Origin of the sequence: Streptococcus penaeicida (assembly GCF_002887775.1) — a bacterium.
GTDB lineage: Bacteria > Bacillota > Bacilli > Lactobacillales > Streptococcaceae > Streptococcus > Streptococcus penaeicida.
In genome coordinates, this window is record NZ_LOCM01000017.1 from 26,272 (window position 1) to 51,721 (window position 25,450).

Genomic DNA, 25,450 nt, shown 5'->3' on the forward strand with positions numbered 1-25,450 from the left:
TTTCTTTGTATCTATTATACCAAGAACCGTAAAATATGCTATCATTAAATCAGCAGGAGGCAAAGAAAGCATGAAAAAAGACATTTATTTTGGCACCTATACCAAAGGCCATTCAAAAGGCATCTATAAAGCACAATTTGATCAAAGCAATGGTCACTTATCTGACCTGGAAAATATTATTGAAATAGATTCCCCTACATATTTAGTAACCTCTCAAAAAGGCAATCTCTATGCTATTCGCAAAGAGGGCAATCAAGGGGGCATTGCTGCTTTCGACGCTGAGGGAAAATTTATTAATAGTGTCCTCCTTGATGGGGCGCCCCTCTGCCATCTAGCCATTGATGAAAAGCGTCAATTGCTTTATGGAGCAAACTACCACAAGGGAGAAATTATTGCCTACCAGATTGAAGAAAATGGCGCTATAAAACTCGCTGATTTGGTCACACTACAAGGCTCTGGTCCACACCAAAATCAAAAATCTGCCCATGCTCATTATGTCGGCCTCAGCCCAGATAAATACTTGATTACCTGCGACTTAGGTAGTGACAAAGTGAGAAGCTTTGCTATTTCCGAGCAAGGAAAATTAGAATTGATTACAGAATATCAATCAATTCCTGGTGCTGGTCCCCGTCACTTGGTCTTCCACCCCAACCAGAAAATCGCCTACCTTCTTTGTGAGCTCAATTCCACAGTTGAAGTATTGATTTATAATGGCTGTGGCTACTTTGAGCGCCTGCAAACCATCTCGACTTTGCCGGATGACTTTACTGACTTTAATGCGACCGCTGCTATCCGGATTAGTCCAGACGGCAAGTTCCTCTATGCCAGCAATCGTGGCCATGATTCCATTGCTGTTTTTGCGGTTGATAAAGATGCCCAGTTAAGTTTGCGTGAGATTGTTCCCTGCCAAGGCAAGAACCCGCGAGATTTCAATCTCAGTCCTGACCAGAATTATCTGATTGTAGGACATCAAGATAGCAACAATGCTACTGTCTTTAAACGGGATGCTGAAAGCGGCCAACTGAGCCTTATTTCAAAGGATTTTTACCTACCCGAAGCAGTTTGTATTTATTTTCCAGAATAGCATCAAATCGTTTGCTATTTAGGTCGCTCTGTGATTAAATAAGATATCAAAATATAAGAGGTATTTCACATGAACCCACAAGAACTATTTGATCAAGTCAAAGAACTTATCGCCAACAAAGATTTAGCCGGTGCTAAAGACTTTATCGAAACAAACAAAGATGACCTAGGAACTTACTTCGAAGAAGCTAAAGGCTTATTAGATGGTTCAGAAGGTCTTTCAGGAGTCCTTGATCAAGTTAAAGGCCTATTTGGTAAATAATATTGAAAAAAGAGCCCTAGGGCTCTTTTTTCTTGAAATGAATATATATTTTAATACTTTTCGATGGAAATTTGGGCATCAGCGAATCCCGAGGTGATTCTTAGAAATAATACAAAAAAGAGCCATAGGCTCTTTTTTGTTATTTAATCACTTCTTGCGTTTGTGCATATTTTGCTTCGACGGCTTCTTTTTCAGCTTTCCACCAGTCTTGGTTTTCTGTGTACCAATTGATGGTTTCTTCTAAGCCTGCTTCGAAGTTAGTGAATTCTGGTGTCCATCCTAATTCATCGCGTAATTTGCTTGAATCGATGGCATAACGAAGGTCATGGCCGGCCCGGTCAGTGACATGATCGTAAGCATCTTTTGGTTGACCCATTTTTTCAAGAATTAATTCTAGCACTTCTTTATTGTTTTTCTCACCGTCAGCCCCGATTAAGTAGGTTTCACCGATGCGGCCTTTTGTTAGGATGGCCCAAACACCTGTTGAGTGGTCATTGGTGTGGATCCAGTCTCTGACATTTTTCCCTTCACCATAAAGCTTAGGTTTGATGCCAGCTAAAATATTGGTGATTTGGCGAGGAATAAATTTCTCGATGTGTTGGTATGGTCCATAGTTGTTTGAGCAATTTGAAAGAGTTGCTTTAACGCCAAATGAACGCACCCAAGCCTTAACGATCAGGTCTGATGCTGCTTTGGTTGAAGAATATGGTGAAGATGGGTTGTATTTTGTTTCAGCGGTGAATTTTTCCCCTTCGCCTTCGCCATGCCCTGGTAAATCTTCCCTTAAAGGAAGGTCTCCGTAGACTTCATCAGTCGACACGTGGTGGAAACGAATGTCGTACTTACGCGCTGCTTCCAATAAAGTGTAGGTTCCGATAAAGTTAGTGTGGATGAATGGACTTGGGTCATTGAGGGAATTATCGTTATGACTTTCTGCCGCATAGTGAACGATAGCGTCTGCTTTGGCAGCTAATTGATCAACTAGGGCTGCATCAGCGATATCACCAACCACTAATTCAACACGGTCTCCAAGAAGTTCTTCAATATTTGCTTTGTTACCAGCATAGGTTAATTTATCTAAGACAGTAACATGAACATCTGGATGGTTATTGTAGACATAATGCACAAAGTTAGAACCGATAAAGCCTGCTCCACCTGTGACAATAATATTTTTGTATTCTGACATGAATCTTTTTTCTCCTCATTTTAGAACAAGGTCTAAAATTAACTTTTATAAATCTTCTTTTTTAAGGGGCTTAACATCTTTTAAGAAAGGATGGTTCTTATCTGCTTCAGAAACCTCTGCTTGCTCTAAGTTTTCCCACTTAATGCCAAGACTTGGGTCTGCATAGTTAACAAAGGCATATTTAGGTTTTAATTCTAAAGCCCAATAGTCATTAACTAAGTAGCTGTATGATACTTTTTCAGATAAGACTTGGAAACCATTAGCAACACCACGAGGGACAAAAATGCCTTTCGAAGCATCAATAACTGTTTGGTAAACATTACCAAAGCTTTCCCCTTCACGTAAGTCAACCCATGAGCCAAGCACTTTTCCTTCGTCAGCAACTGAAATATATTTATCCCATGGTTCTGCATGAAGACCACGAAGAACGTTTTGACGTGAGAAAGAAACGTTGTTTTGTAATTTTCCTTCCGCAAAGAAAGTTTCAGGGAATCCTAGCGGAACCATTTTGGCTTTTTGGAAGTTTTCTTTAAACCAACCACGGTTATCCCCATGAACAGGAATATCAAATTCCAATAATCCTGGAATAGCTTCGATTGGACGGCAGGCTAATTCTTTTTCAAAAAATTGTTCAGACATTAAGCTTCTCCAATCAAACGTAAAAGGTATTGACCATATTCATTCTTCTTCAATGATTGAGCAAGATTATGGACATCTTCTTTTGTGATGTAACCCATGCGGTAGGCAATTTCCTCTAGGTTGGCTACTTGAGCGTTTTGGAGGCGTTGTACAGTTTCAATGTACTGTGCTGCTTCGAGAAGACTTTCATGTGTACCTGTATCAAGCCAAGCGAAGCCACGGCCCATTAATTCAACAGAGAGGTCACCACGGTCTAGATATGCTTTGTTAACATCGGTAATTTCCAATTCACCACGGTCACTTGGTTTAATGTTTTTAGCAATTTCAACGACATCATTGTCATAAAAGTACAAACCTGTTACGGCGTAGTTAGATTTTGGTACAGCAGGTTTTTCTTCGATGGAGATGGCATTCATATCTTGGTCAAATTCAACCACACCAAAGCGTTCTGGGTCTTTAACTTGGTAGCCAAAAACAGTCGCCCCTTTTTCTTTAGCGGCAGCCTTTTGAAGCATTTTTGTCAGACCATTGCCATGGTAAATGTTGTCACCTAAGATAAGGGCAACGCGATCGTCACCAATAAAGTCTTCACCAATGATAAAGGCTTGGGCCAATCCATCTGGGCTTGGTTGTTCAGCATAAGTCAGAGAAATTCCGAATTCAGAACCATCGCCTAATAGATCCTCAAAACGTGGTAAATCTTGAGGTGTTGAAATAATTAAGATGTCTTTAATCCCAGCCAACATTAATGTTGATAGTGGGTAATAAATCATGGGTTTGTCATAAATTGGCATCAACTGTTTTGATGCTGCTCTGGTTAATGGATAAAGCGAGTGCCTGAACCTCCGGCAAGAATAATACCTTTCATGTATAATCTCCTATTCTTTAATCCTTATTATTTTATCACTTTTTTAAGTCAATGTCACTTCCGGCCTTGGGAGATATAGTTTTCGATTGGGTAATCTGAAGCATTTAAGATGGTCTCTCGTCCCAAAAAGAGGTTGACCAATTCAAAGGCAATAAGCGGTCCAACTGTTAAGCCTGATGACCCTAAGCCACTGGCAGCGTATAGTCCTTTTCGGCCTGGTACTTGACCATAGAAGGGAGAAAAATCACTGGTGTAGGCCCTGGTTCCGACTCTTACAAAGCTAGGCTTACTATTAGCTAAGGCTGGGTAATAGGTTTCCGCTGATTCTGCTAGAGTCTTCAAGACAGTCTCGTCTTCTGTCAGGTCAAAACCTTTGTCATTTTCATGGCTAGCTCCAATGGAAAATTTTCCACCAAAGAAAGGAATTAAATCAATTTCACCTTCAGGCATGACGACAGGGAGTTGATCAGTGGTTAAATCTTGCAGCTGATAATCAAGGAGTTGCCCTTTTTGAGGACGGATATCGACCTGATAACCTAAAGGTTCTAGAATCTGTCCTAGCCAAGCACCACTGGTTAAAAATACTTGGTCGTAGTTTTGACCTTTTATCTGGTACTTGTCTTCACTTAGCTCAAGAGACACTTTTTCCTCGAGAATCGGGTAAGGTGTTGCGTCAAGTAGACTTTGACAGAGGGCTGCTCCATCGACCCGAGCTGCGCCTGATGCATAAAGCACTCGTTCAAAGCCTTCTAAGCCAGGGAAAATTTCTAGAGCTTGAGCTTTTTCTAAGATTCGCAATTCTCCAATTATCGGAGAACTTTCCAAGCGAGCTTGAGCTATCTCAAGAAGCTCTTCTAATTTACTGTCATTTTTCTTGAGTAAATAAACACCGTTTTGCTGATAAAAATCCGTTGACTGCCCCTGTTCTTGCATATCAGCCACTAATTTCTGGTAAAAATCGGCACCCTTACTAGCCATTTGATACCAAGCCTTATTGCGTCTTTTAGAAAACCAGGGACAAATGATACCAGCTGCTGCCTTTGTTGCCTGGCCTTGCCCGTCATCATAGATAGTCACATCCTCAATCTGATTTTGGTGCAGGTAGTAAGCTAGCGTTGAGCCCACAATCCCCGCACCGATAATTGCAATTTTCATTTTTTCTCCTTAGCCTAAGGCAACATCCATGACCATCATAATGACGAAGCCTAACATCAAGCCCATGGTGCAAGGTCGGTATTACCATTTGTCTGCGACTCGGGAATTAATTCTTCCACCACAACAAAGAGCATTGCACCAGCAGCAAAAGACAAAGCATAAGGTAAAACAGGCATCATTATCAAAACAAGTGCTGCCCCCACCACTGCACCGACCGGTTCAACAATGGCTGACATGGAACCCCAGTAAAAAGCTTTAAGACGACTTTTACCATCTGCCTGATGGGAATGGACAAAGCAGCTCCTTCAGGAATGTTTTGGAGACCAATCCCCATAGCTAAGCTAAGAGCTCCAACTAAAGCCAAATTTGAAAAGCCAGAGTGTCCAAGTGCCCCAAAGGTGACACCAACAGCCAAACCTTCAGGGATATTATGAATAGTAATGGCTAAAAATAAAAGTGCTGTTTTAGATAATTTCTTTTCGGGCTGAATCCCTTCCATATCAACCATTTCCTTGTCTAAGTGCAAGTGAGGGACAATGGCATCAATACTTCGAATAAAAAGGGCACCCACCATGAAACCAACAGCAGCCGGAATCCAGGCCCACTGACCATAGGATTTTTCTGCATAAGAAATTGATGGTGCTAGGAGGGACCAAAAACTGGCTGCAATCATAACGCCAGCAGCAAAGCCCATCATGACATCCAATAACTTACGACTAATATTCTTAAAGAAGAAAACAATTGCTGCCCCTAAAATGGTACAACCCCAAGTAAAAAGTCCTGCCAAAAAAGCTAAGAAAACAGGACTTTGCTGACTCAACCAATTCATTTCAGTATCCTCTCTTACAAGTGACTAAATGGATTGCTTGATGCTTGACTTCGCAAAACAGTAATTGGCCAACCTTCAGTTTCTTTCCAACTCTCAATCAATTCTGCTACTTTATCAATAAAAAGCACTTCAATATGATGACCAGGATCTAGGGCGTAAAGTCCCTCTGTTAGCATTTCCTGAGCTGTATGATAGTAGATATCACCAGTAATATAAAGATCAGCTTCTTCTTTTAAGGCAGCTTTATAGAAATCATCGCCTGAACCCCCACAAATAGCAACCCGTTTAATTAAGGGATTGTCATTATTGTAGCGAACTAGACGAATAGCATCTAAATTAAAAGTAGATTTAACTTTAAGAGCAAAGTCTTCAAGAAGCATAGGTTCAATGGTTCCCACTCTGCCAATCCCATAACTAGGTTGTGTTTCAGATAAAGGCTGGGTATCCTTTATGTCCAATAGTTGGCAGAACCAGTCATTCAAGCCATTTGGCACAATATCAATATTGGTGTGACTGACATAAACGGCAATATCATGTTTAACCAAATCTAAAAGGATATTACGCTGCGGACTTTGCACTAAATCTTTTATACCCTTAAAAATGGGTGCGTGCTTGGTGATAATCAAATCCACTTGGCTGGCAATGGCTTCCGCAACTGTTCCTTCGCGCACATCCAAGGTCACCATGACCCGCTTGATTTCCTTATCTAAAGTGCCAATTTGCAGGCCGACCACATCACCAGCCATTGACAATTCCGGTGGACAAAAGGCTTCATATTTTGCAATTAAGTCACGAGCTTTCATGAAATTATCTCCTCAATAGTTTTAATTTTTTGGGAAATGGCTGAGCGGTCCAGTTGATTATCCTCCGGGACACAAGACAAAGCATATTGCAGTTTGTCTAACTCTCTTTGCCATTTGGCGATAAAAATTGGTGATTTTTCTTTAAGCAAAAAAGGACCAAAACGACAGTCTAAGGCATTTAAAGAGGCAGAGCCGTGAACAGCCTGAATAATCTCGTAGTATTTGCCGTTTTCCTCGAGAATTTGCTCGGCTTGGATGCTAAAGTCATTATCTCGTAACCAACGACGCAAATCGTCTTCGCGGTTGTTGGGTTGTAGTATTAAAGTTTCTACCGCTTCTAATTTATCCTTGCCAGCTTCCAAAATCTCCGCAATCAGACGACCGCCCATTCCACAAATAGAAATAGCTGTGATGCCGTCTTCTAAGGTCATGGCAGCTAAGCCACTAGCCAAACGGGCTTCAATTTGTTGGTCAAGACCAGAAGCCGCAATGTTTTTTTGAGCCGATTCAAAAGGTCCCTTGACCACTTCACCGGCAATTGCCGCATCAATATGACCAGCCTCAACTAAAGCAATAGGCAAATAAGCATGATCGCTACCAATATCTAATAGTTTACTTTTTTTCGGAATAAAGTCTGCAACCAACCGCAGACGTTTTGATAAAATTGTATCCATTATCTCATCTTTCTAGTCTTACTTGCTCTATTATAACAAAATCAAGACCTAAACAAAAGAAAGCCCATTAGGCTTTCTTATACAGAAAAAATCAGTTTTTATGATACTTTACTTAAGTAGCTCGGACGGTAGCGACTTCCTTCAGAATTCCATACCTAAATCTTAAGCCCCCTCGCTTTTTAGTTTTTATGCTCGGGCAGAAATCATCCTCAGGATAATTTCTCTCTCAAGATTTCCGAATGTCAGAAACACAAAGTTTCTGACATTTTTGCTACGGCGTAAAGTATCCGTTTGACTCTTTTCACTCGTAAGCTTTGCAATATAATGATTTAAGACTTATAAAATAATGATACTTACTTTGTTAGTTCTTATTATAAACTGCTTTAGAATAAATTTATTTTAAGACTTCTATTCGATTTGATTATTCAATTGATAAAATAAAAAATTAGACCCAATCTAAATATGAAAGTGCTCAATTATTATTTTTGAATTAACTATTAGAATATAAAATTTTTAAGAATATTATATCAAAAAGAAAGCCTTTAGGCTTTCTTTTTGATGTTTTCTTTGTAATAAAGCAGGAATCTTGCAAAGGGCATGTAGCACATTTAGGATTCTTAGCCAAGCAATGATAGCGACCGAAGAATATCAAACGATGGTGGGTAATAACCCAATCCTTTTTGGGGATTTTAGCCATCAAATCAGCTTCGATTTGCGTAACATCTGCGTCAGGTGCTGAAATATTGAGACGTTTCGCCACGCGCGACACATGGGTGTCTACTGCAATGGAAGGAATCCCATAAATTTCACCTAAGACCACATTAGCTGTCTTCCGTCCTACGCCCGGTAAACTTTCTAATTCTACATGTGTTTTAGGTACCTGTCCATCAAAATCACTTAAAATCACTTGAGCCGTTTTGATGATGTTTTTAGCCTTATTTTTATAAAGACCAATAGTCCTTAAGGCATCTTCGACATCGGCTAATTGAGCATTGGCCAAATCCTCAATCTTTGGGTATTTGAGCCAAAGTTGCGGGGTAATTTTATTAACGGCCTTATCGGTCGTTTGCGCCGATAAAATGACAGCAATCAGCAATTGAAATGGTTGTTCCCAATCCAATTCTCCCTTAGCTTCCGGAAACATGACCGCAATTGTTTCAAGGATTTGCTTTAATTTTTTGCGTCCGACTCTCATTAGTCACTCCATAAATTCATAGCTGAAAGAAAATCATCCGAAACTTGGACATTAGCAGGATTGTTTTGCTCACGAGCCCTTTTTCTTTCCTCTACTTGATAGAGATTAGTGATGCCTTCTTTGCGCCAATTTCTCAGAATAGCTTGAATATATTTCCAGTTAGTCTTGCCATTAAAGACAGCTTCTTTCAGAGCTTCGCGGACCAAATCCAGGTCCATCTTATCTTCTGAAATGGTTTTCTCCAAGTCTTCCAATTCAAAGGGACTAAGAAAACGACCTAATTCCCGTTCAAAATCGGAAACCAAGGCTTTAAACTGATTACCATTGTCTGGAACTTCTTGGTCTTTTTGATTCTCTTTTGCAACTAAAAGATCCAATTTATGCAAAACTGGACTGGCATCAATCAAGGTCTCAATCTCATCAGCAACCGTAATGGTTTTCATATCCAAAAGTTCTTGATTACTAAGATTTGAAATGGAACGATTTATTTCAGCTACAGTTTTTCCTAAGGCATTAGCAATTTGACTTGGAGCCAAAGTGTCATGTCCAGTTGTGTTTTGTAGATAGAAAAATTGCCATACCAAATAGTCATCAGTACTGGTAAAAATATCTTTATAATGAAAAAGCAAGGCACTTGGTAAGACCAAATTGCCTGACTTGTAATGATCCAAATAAGTCATAAAACCTCTATAAAGACTTGATTGTAAGTCTTTTCTGTTAGTAATTACTCTTGCTTAACCTGGGAAATTCATAAGAACTTTATAGTCGATATCTTTTAATGCTTCACGACCATTTAAGCCATCTAATTCAATCAGGAATGCACAACCTGCAACTACACCACCAAGTTTTTCAACCATTTCAATAGTGGCTTTAACAGTACCGCCAGTTGCTAACAAGTCGTCAACAATCATGACGCGTTGACCAGGTTTGATGGCATCTGCGTGCATTGTTAAAGTATCTAAGCCATACTCTTTTTCATAATCAGCTGATACAACTTCACGTGGTAATTTTCCTGGTTTACGGACAGGTGCAAAACCAATTCCTAGCTCAACTGCAACTGGACAACCAATGATAAATCCACGAGCTTCTGGACCAACAATCATGTCAATCTCTTTATCGGCTGCATATTGGCAAATTTCTCTAATAGCATAGCTGTATGCTTTACCATCAGCCATTAAAGGTGAGATATCACGGAAAGTAATCCCTTCTTTAGGGTAGTTTTCAATAGATGCGATGTAAGGTGTTAAGTTCATATTACTTTATTTTCTTTCTAGTTTAACTTTCTGTATCAATGTCAATACGCTTTATTATAGCATGAAATCGCATTTTCGTAAATGAAAGGATAAGGTATTAGCCATTAGCTAATACCTGTAAAAATCTCAGTTTTCGTCATCTTTCAAATAAGCATAAATCTCTTCTGGCTTAGCCAGAGCCATGATTTCCTGAAACTTAACTAATTCTTTTAGGTCCTGGTAAATCTTGCTATCAGAAATAGCCCGTTTCTCTGCTTCTTTATTAACTGTCATGAGGCCATTCTCAATGGAAACAAAACCCAACTCTTCAAAAATTTGAATCATCTTCACTAATAAAATTTTCTCAATTTTTAAATAGGTGCTCAGCTCTTGTAGCTTGTAGCGGATATCAAATTCCGGAAATTGATAGATGGTTTTGTAGAGGCGGGCAAATTGGTCCTTATTGCCATAACCAGTTAAATAATAAGGTTTTTCAATGCTATTTTTAAAGTAAACAGCCTGGTAATCATTTTTTGAGAAGGCTTCTTTAAATGCTGGAATCTCTTCTGGAATCTTATCAAGTACCACGACCTGGCTGTTTGGATTTTCTGAAAAGAGGGAAATCTGATCAGGTATTTTTGCGGCTTTAGAACGGATATCAATCAATTGGACCCCATCTACTCGAGCATCGACAAGCATTAGTTGCAGACTGGTATTTCCATTCCAAACATTTACAGATAAGGTTACTGCTAATTCCAAACCTTTAGCCTGTTGAAATTCCAGGGCCAAATGCCCTTGATTAAAGGCCAGGAGATCGGTTTCCAAATTACCTTTTTTCAGTCGCAATTTTAAATGCGTGTTATTGGTGCCAAGGGTTCTTGCCTGACTTATTTGAAAATCAGTCACTCTAAAAATGGGTTTGCGATTATCCATTCCAAAAGGTGCTAATTTCTGAATGCTTTTAATGAGGTCTAAGGATAAGTCTTGTAAATCCAAATCTTGGTCAATACTTAACTGATTTTTTTGATGGACATCAATTTGCTGGTCAAGGATATATTCGCAGAGAACTTGAGATAAGGCCTCCAAGTTATCAACTGGTAAAGTCATCCCAGCAGCACCAGCATGACCTCCAAAGGCCGTCATAATGTCCCGATGTGGATTAATGGCCTGGAAGATATCGACCGCATCAATACTTCGAGCCGAACCTTTAGCAAAGCCATTGTCAATATTTAAAACAACCACCGTTTGGCTAATTTTCTCCATAATCCGGCCAGCAACAATGCCGAGAACCCCAGGATGCCAACCGGCTTTAGCCAAAACTTGCACTGGTTTTTCTGAGTCAACCATTTGCAAAGCTTCTTGGAAAATGGATTCCACTAATTCCTTACGTTCTTCATTTTTTTGATAAATCATCTGGGCAATTTCTTGAGCTTCCTCATCATCAAAACCAGTCAAAAGCTCAATAGCTGGATTCGGATCATCCAAACGACCTAGAGCATTGAGTTGAGGGGCAATTTTAAAACCAATGACATCTTCGTCAAACTGCTCAAAATCAACCTTAGAAAGAGCCATCAATTCTTGCAAACCAACCCTTTCACTGGATCGGAGAATTTGCAGCCCATTCTTGACAAAAATCCGATTTTCATCGCGTAAACTTACCATATCAGCCACAGTTCCAATAGCTACTAAATCTAAAAATTCCGTCGGAACTGATTCTAATAGGGCTGTCGCTAATTTAAATGCAACCCCACAACCAGCCAACTTTTTAAAAGGATAGTCAGCTTCTGGATGTTCTGGATGGATAATAGCAAAAGCTTCTGGCAAGGTGTCGGGTAGGCCATGGTGGTCGGTAACGATAACATCAACACCCTTGGCTTGCGCGAAAGCAATAGCCTCATGACCAGAAACTCCATTGTCAACAGTAATAATTAAAGAGATAGCTTCCTGTTCAATAAAATATTTATAGACGCTTAGATTTGGGCCGTAACCATCGGTAAAGCGATTTGGTAGATAAATCCGCACTTCTGCTCCCATCATTTCTAAGGTTTCCTTCATAATAGAAGCAGAGGTCATGCCATCAGCGTCATAATCCCCATAAATGAGGATATTTTCGGCATTTTCAATTGCCTGTCTAATTCTCGGAACTGCTTTTTCCATATCGTGTAAAAGATAAGGATCATGTAAGTCTGATAAATCCGCATTCAAAAAGGCCAGCATCTCTACTTCACTTCTAATCCCCCGTTGAAAAAGAAGTTGAGCTGACTGTTTAGATAAGCCTTGAGCTTTCGCAAGCTTAAAAAAGCCAGCTTCTGGCTCTTCTTGTTTGATCTCCCATTGATAATTAGCTTTAATCATTTATAATTAAAAACCTTTCTTGCAAGATAATCGGATAAACCTGGGCAGAGTGTATAAAAAAGATGGGTTAGTGATAAGGTCCAAGGCAGATTGATCTCCCGTTTTTGCTTACCAAAAACGGCTACCACTTTTTTAGCTACCTGGTCTGGATCCAAGGCAAAAGTTGATACTTTTTCCAAATAAGTACCTGTTGGGTCAGCCTCTTTGAAGAATGCTGTTTTAATGGGACCAGGATTGATGCTGGTAACAATAACACCTTTTTCTGCTAATTCTAAGCGTAAAGCGTTGGAATAGCCAATCATTGCAAATTTGCTAGCTGAATAAAGACTAGACTTGCTAGAAGCAACTAAACCAGCCATGGACACGATATTAATAATATGACCACTACCACGCGCAGCCATTCTAGCACCAATCAAGCGGCAAAAATCCATGGAAGCAAAGGTATTAACTTTAAACATGCTTTCAATTTCCTGATGGCCATAGTCATCAAAAGCCTTGAAGGCACCATAGCCTGCATTGTTAATCAGAATATCAATGTGTCCAAATTCTTGATACAATTCCGCCACTAAATTTTCTATAGCGTCTGCATTCGTAATATCAATTTGATAACATTTCTTTTGCTTGCGAATCTGATAAATTTCTTCAAGTTGTGCTTTATTGCGCCCTAATAAAATCAGAAAATCTGATTCTTTTATGTGTTTAACCATAGCTTGGGCTAAACCACCAGAAGCACCCGTTATGACAATGATTTTTCCAGACATTAAATCGTCACTTCCTCAAAATCTTTGACCATTTTAACAGCCTCAAATACTTGAGCTGCATCTTTTTCCATTTGGCGACAATCGCGCCCTAAAAAGCGAGCTGAAACATGGTTCAATAATAAGCGTTTGACGCCAGCAGCCTTGGCAATTTCCGCCGCCTGCATATTCGTTGAGTGACCATGATTTTTAGCGATTCGGTCATCACCTTTGCCATAAGTTGACTCATGGACCAAGACATCCGCATCCTTGGCTAGATTAATGCTGGCATCCGTTTTTCGTGTATCACCAAGAATCGTAATGACTTTACCTTTTTTAGGTGCTGAAATAAAGTCTTTGGCAAAAAGAACACGACCATCTTCCAAGGTCACGTCTTGTCCATTCTTGATTTTCCCAAATAGGGGACCGAAAGGAAGACCTGCTGCTTTTAAAGCTTCAGCGTCTAAAGTACCTTCTAGATCTTTTTGGACAACCCGATAACCCATACAAAAGACTGTATGCGCCAGTTTTTCCGCATAGACGGTAAACTTATCAGTTTCTAAAATCTTGCCCAAGTTTTTTTCTGAAAATTCATGGTAAAAAATCTTGTATGGCAAACGACTACCAGAAACAGCTAAACTTCCTTGAACAAAGTTTTTTATACCAACTGGCCCGTAAATTTCAATATCCGTTTGTTCTTCACTTGCTTGGAAAGCGCGGCTTGACAAAAAGCCAGGGAGACCAAAAATATGGTCACCATGAAGATGGGTAATAAAAATTTTTTTAATCTTACGAGGTTTAATGGTTGTTTCTAAGATTTGTCTTTGGGTACCTTCACCACAATCAAACATCCAAACTTCATTAATTTCATCTAGAAGCTTTAATACTAAACTGGAAACATTACGCTGCTTGGCTGGTTGGCCCGCGCCCGTTCCTAAAAATTGTAATTCCATAAATCCTATACTTTCTCTTCGATAATGTAAACTTGGCATTCTCGTTGCTGGAAGCCATAATATTTTTGCCCTGAAAAGGACTGACTGAGACTGATGACTTCGTCAGCATTGTAACCTGATAAAAGCACTATCTGACCTGATTGGAAGGCCTTAGTCAGTAAAGCACCTTCAAGTTCGAGTAGCTGAGGATTTTCAAAAGTAAAGTCTTGCTTAGCCATTTTGACCATTCCTTCTTCCTGAAAAATCAGATAGTTGGGGAAAATTTGGGCCAGTTCAAAGAAAAATCTTTCTGTAAGGTTTTCTGCTTCCTCAGCAAAAACAATAGCAATTTCCCGGTCATCTTGGTAGGTGAAACCGTAAGCCTTGCCTGACAAATTTAAACGGACAAAAGGCTTTTGCTCAGCAAAAGTTGGTTGCTGTTGAAATAAATCCAGAGCTTTGCATAAGTCAAAATAGTAGTCACAGGCTTCTTGTGGAGATTGCTTTTGATAAATTTCTGCAAAGTAAGCATTAATAACACTTGGTGGCGGTGTGATAAAGGCCATCTTCTGCTCATGGCTTAACCCTTGCAAACTTTCTTTCAGATAATTTAAATCAAGTGTGGTGTAGCCACCATGACTTGTTGCTAGAGCAAGATAATCAGTCATATAATTCTTCTAATCTCCATTTTTGTTTAGGGGAAATATAACCCGAAATTTCTTCCACTTGATCTTCAAAACTGTAAGCATCTAATAGAGCCACTTTATTTAATTCATAAAGTTTATAAGCCTTATCCTGATGAACTTTTATTGAGAAAGGCAGGTATAAATCCCGAATATGATCAATAATGATGCGTCTCAAAAGACTACGACTTTCAGGATCTTTGGCCGATAGTCTGACGTTGGGAAAAGCTGTTGCAGTTAAGCTAGTGGCTTGATCCATTTTATTGTAGATGGCTAAACGTGGGATGTCTAGCATCTCTAAATCCTTCAAAATATCGAGGACCACTTTTTCTTGTTCAGAATGATTGGGGTCACTGGCATCAATAACATGCAGCAGCAAATCAACATGACGACTCTCTTCTAAGGTTGATTTAAAGGCCGCAACTAACTCGGTTGGTAAATCCTGAATAAAACCAACCGTATCGGTTAAGGTCGCCTTAAATTGATTTTGCAAATAAATCTGTTTGGTCGTTGCATCAAGTGTCGCAAAGAGTTCATTAGCTTCATATTGACCATCATCAGTTAAGACATTCATGATGGTAGACTTACCAGCGTTGGTATAACCAATCAAACCAATTTTAAAGGTTTCTGACTGAATACGACGGTCCCTAATGGTTTGACGATTTTTCTCCACTACAGCTAGTTGGCGTTCAATATCCGAAATTTGATGACGAATTGACCTCCGGTTTAATTCCAACTGACTCTCACCTGGACCACGACTTCCAATCCCACCAGCCTGGCGACTCAGCATTATCCCTTGTCCAACCAAACGTGGTAACATGTATTTTAGTTGTGCTAAATGAACTTGTAACTTCCCCTCATGACTGCGTGCACGCATGGCAAAAATATCCAAAATCAACTGCATCCGGTCAATGACTTTAACTTCTAGAGCAGTTTCTAAGTTCGAATTCTGTCTAGGTGTCAGTCGATTATTGACCACTACCGTATCAATTTCTTCAGCATCAATGATGGCTTTTATTTCTTCTAATTTGCCAGATCCAATAAAGGTTTTACTATCATATTTATCACGTTTTTGTACATATGAATCGATGACCATAGCACCAGCTGTTTTTGCCAAACTTGCTAGTTCTTCCATGGACATGTCAAAATTCTCACTGGTCTGCAAGGCAACGCCTAACAGGATAATCCGTTCTTGTTCTGTCTTTGTTTCTGTCATTGCCATAGCTTTTCCTCCGAATTCCGTAACCTTTATTATACCATAAAAACCCATCTTTCTAAAGAATAGAACTCCCTTTTTGGGGCTACTTATCTGCTAAAAACCTTGTCACTTCTTCCATAACGGCTTGGGGATAATTGTCTGCCGTGATGGGATAAAATGAAACGGCCATGCGATTTCTAAACCAAGTTAATTGGCGTTTGGCAAAGCGACGACTATTTTGCTTCAATTGGTCACTGACTTCTTCCAAACTTGCTTCTCCTTTGAAATATGGAAAAAGTTCTTTATATCCGATTGCTCTTGCTGCTTGAACATTAGGATGATTATCATAAAGCCACCTAGCCTCATCCAATAAACCTTCTGCCATCATCCAGTCAACTCGTTGATTGATACGGTCATAAATGACCTGACGGTCATCATTTAAGCCAATCAACAAATAGTCATAAGGAAAGTCCTGATTGCTTAAATCTTTCCCAAATCGATCTAACTCTAAGGCTCTGATTGCCCGACGGCGGTTAAGTTCTGGAATCTCAATTTGTTTTTCAGCAATCATCTTAAATAAGTCTTCTGTCTCTAATGTTTCCAACTCTGCCCGATAAGTGAGTAAGGCTTCTTGATCAAGCTGACCACCAAGGTGATAGCCTTCAAGCAAACTTTGCAAGTAGAGGCCTGTGCCACCAACCAAAATGGGAAGTTTTCCCTTTTCTAAAATGTCTTGGATAGCTTTATTGGCGTCGGTCACAAAATCAAAAGCTGAATAATTATCAGTAACCTCACGGATATCGATTAAGTGGTGGGGGGCTGCTGCTTGTTCTTCCTTTGTCGCTTTAGCAGTTCCAATGTCTAACTGACGATAGACTTGCTGACTATCTCCAGAAATGATTTCGCCATTGAAGGCCTGGGCTAAGCGAATACCTAAGTCTGTCTTACCAACAGCAGTTGGACCGACAATAACGACTATCTTGTCTTTTTTTCTCATGACTTTTTCTTTTCTTCTTCTCTTTCAAAAAACATCTTTTTCTTGATATTTATAGTAAATTTAGTTACCATATATTATAACATAAGAGCAGGATGAACTAGAGTCACTTGTTATAGAAACGGAGAAAAGTTATGTCTAAGAAATATCTATTTGCTAAGGGTTTAGCAACTGGTGTTGTTGCAACTGTAGCTACTGTTGCTGGTGCTGTTTTCGCAGTTAAGAAAACCATTATCGACCCAGAAGAAGAAAAAGAAGCATTTATCGAAGAAAATCGTAAAAAAGCAGCACGTCGTCGTGTAGCTCGCTAAGAAGAAAAAGATTCAAGGACTTATCCTTGAATCTTTTTCTTTGTTAAAAATATCATATAATTAATAAAAACATAGGTAACTAAGACAGTAGCAATAAGTGTTTCAGTCAAAATTAATATTTGAAAATTCTCTTCTAAACCTAAGAAAATGAGTGAAGCCCGACAAGCTGTAGCACTTATAACAAAAGGAAAAGTAAAGGCAGCAAAGCCCGGATTAAAGGCTCTCTTTATTAAGACTGGCAATTGGGCCAAGACAAAGAAGTAAACTACTTGTGAGGAAATCACTAAAAAGATGACCATCCCTTCAGCAGGTTGGGGGAATGTCGCCAAATAGGCCGCTGCTAGCAAGGATAAAGGGGCACAAAAAGTAGAAATGTTAGGTTTTGTGGCCCCTTCTAAGCCAATTTTATAGGTTTTGTAAGTCATAAAAGGCAGAACTAAAAAGGTTAGAAGGAGACCCAGCCAAAAAATAGCTTGTCCTAGTCTAAAATGTTGGCTGGCTGGAGCTGTTAAGGCTGCTACTGCGATTCCCACAAACAAAACCGACCAGGAAGGAAAGACATTAGACCATTTAAAAGGAATGACGAAAGTCCAAATATAGTAAAGCATGAGCCGATATTTCCGATTAGGAATAGGCACCAGAGACTGTGACCTAGGCTAAAATGGCCACTTTTGATGATTAGTGACGAAAATAAGAGCCTGCCATAAAGAAAGTGGGGAAAACTGAGGCAATTAAGGGAGATTTGAGTTCCTGTAGTGCTCTTTTCGGTTCTTTAATAATTGAAAATATTAAATAAAGGTAAAGAATAGCCGCTGGGATTTGAAAGAGAAACCTCAAAAACTGGCTAAAGTTTCCTAGTAAGTTGCCTAAGGCAGTCATGCCTAGGATTAATCCTGATAGGACTAAGGGTGGTTGATGAAAATGTCGCATATTGTCACTTTTCTAACGGGATAATGAAATTATTTTGAAGGCTCCTCTGATGACGAGTACAAAAATGGCGAACCCTATGATTAAATCGGGAATTGGCGATTGCAAGATTGCCACCAAAAGACTGGTCAACATAAGGCCTAAATTGATAAGAATGTCATTAGAGGTGAAAATTTTGCTGGCTTTCATATGGAGACCTTGATTTTTGGACTTAGCAATTAAATAATAGGCCAAACTATTGGCCAGCAAAGCCATGAGTGAAACCAAAAACATACCGGTCACAATAGGGAGATAATGGGGCTGAGTCACCCGTAAATAGACATTTATCAAACCTAGCAAGGCTAAAACGAGTTGGAAATAACCGGCAAGCCGAGAAACCATCTTTTGTCTAGCCAGACTAGATCCGACAGCGAATAAAGCCATAGCATATACCAAACTATCTGCCAGCATATCTAAACCATCAGCTGCGATGCCCAAAGATTGGAAAAGTAGGGAAGCCACTTCTTCAATCAAGAAAAAACCAGCATTAATGGCTAAGACCTGCCATAAAATCTTGCGGTCCAAACCTGATTCTTCTTGAAGCACTTGTCCTTCTTCTAAGGCTTTGGTGAATAGCAGTTGCGTTCCTAGTTTATGTGGCATTAAAGCTTGTAAAATATCCTGGTCACTTTCTTGGTGAATCAGCTCCGCTTCTCTCTTGTCTAGGTCAATCCGAATCGATTCAACGGTCTCGAAGGATCCAAGAGCCATCCGTACCATTTGTTCCTCACTGGCACAATCCATTTTAGGAATCGCCAACCATGTGACTTGTTTTTGCATTGTTAAACTCCTTACAAGCCTTTATTATAGCACAATGCACATAAAAAAGGACACCTTCCGGAGTCCTTTTTAGGAAATTAAACGGTTTCTAAAGCAGGTAATGTTTCACCAATTGCTTCTAAGCGACTAGCCCATTCTTGACGGCTTAGCCCGTTCTCAGCAACATAGCGATTGCGTTCGTGGGCGCGACATTCAGGCGAGCAACCACGAACATATTTAGCCTCATTTTCCTCAGAAGCAAAGATTTGCTCATTACAGAAGGGATTTGCACAATTGACGTAACGTTCACATGGTGTGCCATCGAAATAATCTTTGGCTACTACTGTTGGGTCTACATGGTTGATTGGCACAGCAATGCGCTCATCAAAGACGTACATGGCACCATCCCAAAGTTCACCTTGAACCTCTGGGTCTTTACCGTAAGTAGCGATTCCTCCGTGTAATTGTCCGACATCTTTGAAGCCTTCACGAACCATCCAACCTGAGAATTTTTCACAACGTACCCCACCAGTACAGTAAACAACAACACGTTTTTCCATGAATTTTTCTTTGTTATCACGAACCCATTGTGGTAAGTCACGGAAATTACGGATATCTGGGCGAATAGCACCACGGAAATGACCTAAATCGTATTCATAGTCATTACGCGTATCTAGGACTACTGTATCCTCATCTAAAAGTGCTTCCTTAAATTGTATAGGGTTAAGGTATTCACCAGTTACTTCTAATGGATTAATATCGTTATCAAAGTCGTTATCCTCTAAACCAAGGTGAACGATTTCTTTTTTATAACGGACAAACATTTTTTTGAAAGCTTGCTCATCTTCTTCGTCCATTTTGAACCAAAGGTCAGCAAAGCGTTCATCACTATGAACCCAATCCATATATTTTTGTGTTGTTTCATAATCACCAGAAACAGTTCCATTAATACCTTCGTCGGCAATTAAAATACGGCCTTTAAGACCAATTGATTTACAAAATGCTAAATGTTCTGCTGCATATTCTTGGGCATTTTCAATAGCCACATATTTATAGTAGAGAAGAACTCTAATTTTTTCTGACATGATATCTCCTATGTTATCAAAAGTTTTACATATCATTATACCGTCTCTTAAGAAGGCAAAGCAATCAATTAGCTTGCTCAAAAAATCACAAAATGCCAAATAATTGACTGACTGATATAAATATGAAAGAATGAAAGTGTTACCAATCTTATTGACGATAAAGGAGAAAAAAATGTCTTACGAACTATGTCTTGAATATGGTACTTACCCTCTTACTGTGGTGGATGCACAACTTGGGGAAGATAAAGAGATTCCTGAGTTTATTCAGAATGATAAAGCACTCCTGGAAAAATTGGAAAAGTTAAATACCCTTTTCCACGAGCTCTTTTTAACTATCGAGTGCCAGTTCCACTACATTGGTCATGAATACCCAGAGAAAAGAAAAGCCATTAAAGACCTATACCAAGAAGTCGTCAATGATTTAAAGGAAAACTATGCTGATCAAGACATCAAAATTCATCATTTGTTGATTTCATAATAAAACTTAAGATAATAAAAGCATTCAGTTCAAATGAACTGAATGCTTTTTGTTTAGGAGCTTTGTTGTAATGATTTTGTTTTTGGAATTTAGCTTGAATGTATTTTTAGAAGTTTAGTTTGAATGCCAGATTTCTTGATTGTACTGTTCAATGGTCCGGTCTGAAGAGAAGAATCCAGCTTTAGCAATATTGTTAACAACTTTTGTCATCCACAAGTCTTGATCTTCATAATCAGCTAACATTTTTTCTTTAACCTCAATGTATTCAGCTAAATCAATCAATGTCATGAACCAGTCTTTATTAATTAATTCTTTGTATAGACGTTCAAGTCGTGTAACATTACCTAAGTCCAACATTTCTGGACTGATGATAAAGTTAACAGCTGCTTTGATGTCTGGATGAATGTCATAATAATGCTTAGCCACATAGCCACCATCAGCATAAAGATTGATAATGGTATCTGAATCTTTACCAAAAGTATAAATGTTATCCATTCCTGCTAATTCTGCAATCTCAACATTGGCACCATCCATAGTACCTAGTGTTAAAGCACCATTGAGCATGAATTTCATATTACCTGTTCCTGATGCTTCTTTAGAAGCTAGTGAAATTTGTTCAGAAATATCAGTGGCTGGAATTAAGTGTTCCGCAACAGTTACATTATAGTTTTCGACTAAATGAACATTTAAGTATGGGCTTACTTCTGGATCATTGTTAATGAGTTCAGATAAGCAAAGGATTAAATGAATAATATCTTGAGCAATAATGTAAGCTGGAGCTGCTTTACCACCAAAGATTACCGTAATCTTACGTTTTGGTAGGTTTCCTTTTTTGATGTCCAAGTACTTATGAATAACATATAGGGCATTCATTTGCTGACGCTTGTACTCATGGAATCGTTTGATTTGAGTGTCAATGATTGAGTTCTCATCGAGTTCGATTCCCTTGTTATCTTTAAGGTAACGTTTCAAGGCTAATTTATTGTTATATTTAATCTCAGCCAATTTCGCATGCACTTCTTTATTATCAGCAAAGGCTAATAATTTTTCAAGTTTAGCAGCATCAGTTAAGTAGTCATCACCGATTAATTCTTTAATATAATCAGCCAAGTCCTGGTTAGCAAATTCTAACCAACGACGGAAGGTAATTCCGTTTGTTTTGTTATTAAATTTCTCAGGGTATAATTGATAGAATGCTTTAAGTTCACTGTTCTTAAGGATTTCAGTATGAAGGGCAGCAACACCATTAACACTTGTAGCAAAGTGGATATCCATATGAGCCATATGGACACGACCAGATTCATCAATGATTTGAACAGCTTTGTCAGACACTTCGGAAGCCACTAAAGCATGTAATTTTTCAATAATAACAACTAAATGTGGAACAACTTCATTCAAGTAGTCTAATGGCCATTTTTCAAGGGCTTCTGCCAAGATGGTATGGTTTGTATAACCAACCATTTGTTTAACAACTGAAACAGCTTCTTCAAAGTCAAATCCATGTTTTTCAGTCAAAAGACGGATTAATTCTGGAATGACCATTGATGGATGGGTATCATTGATTTGAACGTAGGCATAATCAGCTAAATCATGAAGATTTGAACCACGTTCAATAGCTTCTTCAATCAATAGTTGCGCTGCATTAGATACCATAAAGTATTGTTGGTAAATCCGTAGTAACTCACCATTACGATCTGAGTCATCAGGGTAAAGGAAGAGGGTTAAGTTCTTTTTGATTTCAGTTTTATCAAAAGAAATACCATCTTTGATAAGACCATAGTCAACACCCTCAATGTCAAATAAATTGAGGTAATTTTTTGTATCGCGTTTATAACCTAAAACATCAATGCGGTCTAAACGAGATTTTAAAGTAAAGTTTTTAAAAGGAACATCATAAGAAATAGTTGTTGGAACCAACCAAGATTCATCTTCAATCCAGTAATTTGGCTCTGCTTCTTGTTCATTATTATTAAAGACTTGTTTGAAAAGGCCACAATGGTAGTTAAGACCAACACCTTCCCCATTAATTCCTAAGCTAGAAATGGAATCAACAAAACATGAAGCTAGGCGTCCAAGCCCACCATTACCTAATGATGGTTCTAACTAAACATCTTCTACTTCCGCAATTGATTTGCCAGCAGCTGCTAATTCGTCTTTAACTTCTTTGTAAATACCTAAGTTGATTAAGTTATTTGATAATAATTTACCAATAAGAAATTCTGCAGAAATATAGTAAACTTTACGTTTAGCAGTATTTTTACTTTTTTCAGCAGCAGCTTCTTTAACATAACTTAACAATGATAAGTAGATTTCTTCATTTTGCGCTTGCGCTAATGATTTCCCTAGACGGTTCTCAGTGTAAGTTGTAAATGTTGACATGTTTTCCTCTTTTCAAAAAATTAATTATTGCTTCTAGCTCTACCGTATAACTCTGTTAAATGAGTCAGGTAAGCTTTATGTTCTTCTGTTAAGTCTTCAGCAAGCATCCGCCATTGCCAGTTGCCACCAACTGTATTAGGCATGTTCATGCGACTATCTGCAGGTTTATCCAATAAATCTTGCATACAGAGTATAGCATAGTCACAAACAGATGCAAAAATTGTTCGTAACATTGCTTTATTTATTGGTTCCTGATCTGCTTGTCCAAGGTATTCTTTAACAAAACGAGCTTGTTTAACCGTTAAGTTTTCGTACCATCCATTAATCACTTCATTATCATGAGTTCCAGTGTAGGCAATATTATTGGCACTATAATTATGTGGTAAGTCGAAACTTTGACTCGTTTCGTCATAAAGACCGAATTCTAATATTTTCATTCCTGGGAAGCCAGTCTCAGACAATAATTTTTCTGCCCGAGCATCAATGTATCCTAAGTTCTCAGCTATGATTGGCAGGTCACCCAAGGCCTCTTTGACTGCTGTAAAGAGTTCAAAGCCAGGCGCTGAAGCCCAATGTCCATTCTTAGCTGTCTTATCACCCCCAGGGATTTCCCAAAAGTCAGAAAAGCCTTTAAAGTGGTCGATACGAACATGGTCGTACATTTTGCAACTTTCTTGGATACGGAAAATCCACCATGCAAAGTCTGTCGACAAATGGTTGTTCCAATCGTAAATCGGATTGCCCCAAAGTTGACCGTCTTCACTAAAGCCATCAGCAGGAACACCAGCGATATACATCGGTTTCTTGTCTTGATCAACCTTGAATAATTCAGGCATTGTCCAGACTTCAACACTATCAGCTGAAATGTAGATAGGCATATCACCAATAATTTCAATACAATTATCGTTAGCATAAGTCTTCAATTCAAACCATTGTTGGAAGAAGAAATATTGACAAACTTTATGGTAATTAATGACATCTTTAAGCTCTGAACGATATTTAGCTAAAGCCGCTTCCTCACGTTTAATGATGGCCACATCTGACCATTCTTGTAAAGCTCTGTTTCCAAAGTGCTCTTTTATGGCCATAAATTCAGCAAAGTCAGTAACCCATGTCGCAGATTGTTCAAAAGCTGCTAAAGCTTCTGGTCCCTCGGCTGACTCTAGAAAATTAGCTACTGCTGTTTCCAAAATAGGACGTCTAGCATGGAAAATTTTTGCATAATCAACAGCTTCTGGGTCAGTTCCAAAATCAACACCTGCAAAATCAGATACTTTTAGGTAGCCTGCTCTTACTAATAAAGTAAAATCGATAAAATGTGTATTACCTGCTATTGCTGAAAAAGATTGATAAGGTGAATCACCGAAACTAGTCGTTGATAGTGGCAAAATTTGCCAAAAAGTTTGTTTTGTTTCTTTCAAAAAATCGACAAAGTCATAAGCAGATTTGCCAAAAGTTCCAATTCCAAATTCTCCTGGTAGAGAACTGATATGCATTAGAACTCCACTTGCACGTTTTTCCATACGAATACCTCTCATAATAATGACTATGATGAAATTATAACGCAACCGTTTGCGTAAGTCAACAAGAAAAAACAATATTTTTTTAAATACTGTTTTTACTTTTTGTTAAATTACGGACGCTTTCACGTTTTTTTAGGGTAAAGGGAACCAGAATTTTTTGACTTAAACCGCTGCCCTTAGCATTGATAATTTCCATTAATTGTTTAAAAGAAGTAACTCCCAAATTCTCTACATTAATATCAAAAGTCGTTAAGTAAGGATGTACTAATTTACAATAAGTAGAATTATTAAAAGTAATCAATGAAATATCATCAGGGACTTTTAAACCATAGAAAGATAAAAGTTGAATCATGCGAACAGTAAGAACATCACCGATAACAATCAGAGCTGTCGCTTTAAAAGTCAAAAATGGTTTGAACTAGATCTTCAACATTTAAGGCATCACTACGATCAAACAAGACCATGGGTTTTGATTCTAACTTTAAACGAATACAACCTTTTAAATAGCCAATATAACGTTCAGAAGCAACTTCAGACTCCAAATCATCCGTAATAAATAGGATTTTCTCATGGCCATTTTCATGTAAATAATTGACTGCTGTCTTTGCCATCAATTGGTTGTCATTATCAATATAGGTAATACTATTTTCATCCCCTTCAGGGGCTCCGACAATGACAAATGGTATATTATTAGCCATTAAATATTTTTTAACGGGATCATTGAGTTCACTATATAAGATAATAAAGCCATCGACACGTTTTTGCAAATGCATCAATTTTACTTGTTCTTCTAATGCTTCAACTGACATACCTGTTGCTATGGAAATGGTAAAATGATATTTTTTGGCTTCATTTGTAATAGTAGACAGAATTTGCATGAAAAAAGGCTCAGATAGACGGTCGCTAAATGTAATTGGTGGAAAAACCAAGCCAATATTGTGAGTTAGTCCACTGGCCAAAATTTGAGCCGCCACATTTGGTACATAGCCTAATTCCTGCATAGCCTTGCGTACTTTGTCTTTTGTTTTTTCCGAAATGGATTTATTATCTTTTAATACGCGACTAACTGTTGAAGGATTGACACCAGCCTTTTGCGCAACATCTTTAATTGTTACCATTTAGAA

At 38.6% G+C, this 25,450-nt stretch carries 21 protein-coding genes and 5 pseudogenes; 4 read left to right on the top strand and 22 right to left on the bottom strand.

Translation table 11 applies throughout. The features are described from left to right. Positions 1-70: 70 nt before the first annotated feature. Positions 71-1,084 carry a lactonase family protein gene (locus tag AT575_RS04585; RefSeq protein WP_102777362.1) on the top strand — a complete coding sequence of 338 codons (1,014 nt, stop codon included), beginning with the start codon at positions 71-73 and terminating at the stop codon, positions 1,082-1,084. Positions 1,085-1,153: 69 nt separating this feature from the next. After that, positions 1,154-1,345 carry a hypothetical protein gene (locus AT575_RS04590; protein WP_102777363.1) on the top strand — a complete coding sequence of 64 codons (192 nt, stop codon included), beginning with the start codon at positions 1,154-1,156 and terminating at the stop codon, positions 1,343-1,345. Between the two features lie 139 nt (positions 1,346-1,484). Here AT575_RS04590 and rfbB read toward each other — a convergent pair whose 3' ends face one another. The 16 genes and pseudogenes from rfbB to miaA form a co-directional block, all read right to left on the bottom strand. Next, positions 1,485-2,531, bottom strand: a complete 1,047-nt coding sequence (gene rfbB / locus AT575_RS04595; RefSeq protein ID WP_102777364.1) for a dTDP-glucose 4,6-dehydratase — start codon at positions 2,529-2,531, stop codon at positions 1,485-1,487. A 45-nt stretch (positions 2,532-2,576) separates the two neighbouring features. Continuing rightward, positions 2,577-3,170 (bottom strand): dTDP-4-dehydrorhamnose 3,5-epimerase family protein, encoded by a 594-nt coding sequence (locus tag AT575_RS04600; protein WP_102777365.1) that lies wholly within the window; start codon positions 3,168-3,170, stop codon positions 2,577-2,579. After that, positions 3,170-4,038 (bottom strand): annotated as a pseudogene (gene rfbA, locus AT575_RS04605) (glucose-1-phosphate thymidylyltransferase RfbA). The gene AT575_RS04600 and the pseudogene rfbA overlap by 1 nt, the downstream one beginning before the upstream one ends. 54 nt (positions 4,039-4,092) lie before the next feature. Further along, entirely contained in the window at positions 4,093-5,193 is a 1,101-nt protein-coding gene (locus AT575_RS04610) for an NAD(P)/FAD-dependent oxidoreductase (RefSeq protein ID WP_102777366.1), read from the bottom strand. Positions 5,194-5,202: 9 nt separating this feature from the next. Continuing rightward, a pseudogene (locus AT575_RS04615) lies at positions 5,203-6,022 on the bottom strand (ZIP family metal transporter). Between the two features lie 14 nt (positions 6,023-6,036). Continuing rightward, a complete protein-coding gene (locus AT575_RS04620) occupies positions 6,037-6,825 on the bottom strand; it encodes a Nif3-like dinuclear metal center hexameric protein (RefSeq protein ID WP_102777367.1) in 789 nt (262 codons plus the stop codon). After that, on the bottom strand, positions 6,822-7,499 hold the full coding sequence (locus AT575_RS04625) for a tRNA (adenine(22)-N(1))-methyltransferase (protein WP_102777368.1): 678 nt from the start codon (positions 7,497-7,499) through the stop codon (positions 6,822-6,824). Before AT575_RS04625 ends, AT575_RS04620 begins: the two co-directional genes overlap by 4 nt. A 490-nt stretch (positions 7,500-7,989) precedes the next feature. Next, positions 7,990-8,694 carry an endonuclease III gene (nth, locus tag AT575_RS04630; protein ID WP_102777369.1) on the bottom strand — a complete coding sequence of 235 codons (705 nt, stop codon included), beginning with the start codon at positions 8,692-8,694 and terminating at the stop codon, positions 7,990-7,992. Then, the gene (locus tag AT575_RS04635; protein ID WP_102777370.1) at positions 8,694-9,374 is read right to left on the bottom strand and encodes a DnaD domain-containing protein; all 681 of its coding nucleotides are present in this window, start codon (positions 9,372-9,374) and stop codon (positions 8,694-8,696) included. Before AT575_RS04635 ends, nth begins: the two co-directional genes overlap by 1 nt. Positions 9,375-9,428: 54 nt before the next feature. Beyond that, positions 9,429-9,947 (bottom strand): adenine phosphoribosyltransferase, encoded by a 519-nt coding sequence (locus AT575_RS04640; protein WP_071792904.1) that lies wholly within the window; start codon positions 9,945-9,947, stop codon positions 9,429-9,431. Positions 9,948-10,073: 126 nt separating this feature from the next. Continuing rightward, a complete protein-coding gene (gene recJ, locus AT575_RS04645; RefSeq protein WP_102777371.1) occupies positions 10,074-12,281 on the bottom strand; it encodes a single-stranded-DNA-specific exonuclease RecJ in 2,208 nt (735 codons plus the stop codon). Then, the gene (locus tag AT575_RS04650; protein ID WP_102777372.1) at positions 12,278-13,042 is read right to left on the bottom strand and encodes an SDR family NAD(P)-dependent oxidoreductase; all 765 of its coding nucleotides are present in this window, start codon (positions 13,040-13,042) and stop codon (positions 12,278-12,280) included. The genes recJ and AT575_RS04650 overlap by 4 nt, the downstream gene beginning before the upstream one ends. After that, positions 13,042-13,971 (bottom strand): ribonuclease Z, encoded by a 930-nt coding sequence (gene rnz / locus AT575_RS04655; RefSeq protein ID WP_102777373.1) that lies wholly within the window; start codon positions 13,969-13,971, stop codon positions 13,042-13,044. Before rnz ends, AT575_RS04650 begins: the two co-directional genes overlap by 1 nt. 5 nt (positions 13,972-13,976) lie before the next feature. Then, positions 13,977-14,618 carry a cystathionine beta-lyase gene (locus AT575_RS04660; protein WP_102777374.1) on the bottom strand — a complete coding sequence of 214 codons (642 nt, stop codon included), beginning with the start codon at positions 14,616-14,618 and terminating at the stop codon, positions 13,977-13,979. Next, positions 14,611-15,849 carry a GTPase HflX gene (hflX, locus tag AT575_RS04665; RefSeq protein WP_102777393.1) on the bottom strand — a complete coding sequence of 413 codons (1,239 nt, stop codon included), beginning with the start codon at positions 15,847-15,849 and terminating at the stop codon, positions 14,611-14,613. The genes AT575_RS04660 and hflX overlap by 8 nt, the downstream gene beginning before the upstream one ends. Before the next feature lie 85 nt (positions 15,850-15,934). Further along, positions 15,935-16,828: a tRNA (adenosine(37)-N6)-dimethylallyltransferase MiaA gene (miaA, locus tag AT575_RS04670; RefSeq protein WP_102777375.1), complete on the bottom strand. Its 894-nt coding sequence runs from the start codon at positions 16,826-16,828 to the stop codon at positions 15,935-15,937. Between the two features lie 131 nt (positions 16,829-16,959). On the opposite strand from miaA, the gene AT575_RS04675 reads away from it, so the two are divergent. Continuing rightward, entirely contained in the window at positions 16,960-17,136 is a 177-nt protein-coding gene (locus AT575_RS04675; protein ID WP_102777376.1) for a DUF3042 family protein, read from the top strand. A gap of 20 nt (positions 17,137-17,156) precedes the next feature. Here the strand turns inward: AT575_RS04675 and AT575_RS04680 are convergent. The 3 genes and pseudogenes from AT575_RS04680 to trhO all read right to left on the bottom strand — a co-directional run bounded on the left by AT575_RS04680 (position 17,157) and on the right by trhO (position 19,946). Beyond that, a pseudogene (locus tag AT575_RS04680) lies at positions 17,157-18,066 on the bottom strand (TDT family transporter). A gap of 12 nt (positions 18,067-18,078) precedes the next feature. Next, positions 18,079-18,882 (bottom strand): cation efflux transmembrane domain-containing protein, encoded by an 804-nt coding sequence (locus AT575_RS04685; protein WP_102777377.1) that lies wholly within the window; start codon positions 18,880-18,882, stop codon positions 18,079-18,081. 77 nt (positions 18,883-18,959) lie between these two features. Continuing rightward, entirely contained in the window at positions 18,960-19,946 is a 987-nt protein-coding gene (gene trhO / locus AT575_RS04690; protein WP_102777378.1) for an oxygen-dependent tRNA uridine(34) hydroxylase TrhO, read from the bottom strand. A gap of 172 nt (positions 19,947-20,118) precedes the next feature. On the opposite strand from trhO, the gene AT575_RS04695 reads away from it, so the two are divergent. Then, entirely contained in the window at positions 20,119-20,424 is a 306-nt protein-coding gene (locus tag AT575_RS04695; RefSeq protein ID WP_102777379.1) for a hypothetical protein, read from the top strand. 114 nt (positions 20,425-20,538) lie between these two features. On the opposite strand, the pseudogene glgP reads toward AT575_RS04695, so the two are convergent. The 3 genes and pseudogenes from glgP to AT575_RS04710 all read right to left on the bottom strand — a co-directional run bounded on the left by glgP (position 20,539) and on the right by AT575_RS04710 (position 25,444). Next, positions 20,539-22,803, bottom strand: a pseudogene (glgP, locus tag AT575_RS04700) (glycogen/starch/alpha-glucan family phosphorylase). A 20-nt stretch (positions 22,804-22,823) separates the two neighbouring features. After that, entirely contained in the window at positions 22,824-24,326 is a 1,503-nt protein-coding gene (gene malQ, locus AT575_RS04705; RefSeq protein WP_102777380.1) for a 4-alpha-glucanotransferase, read from the bottom strand. 82 nt (positions 24,327-24,408) lie between these two features. Then, positions 24,409-25,444, bottom strand: a pseudogene (locus AT575_RS04710) (LacI family DNA-binding transcriptional regulator). Positions 25,445-25,450 lie beyond the last annotated feature (6 nt).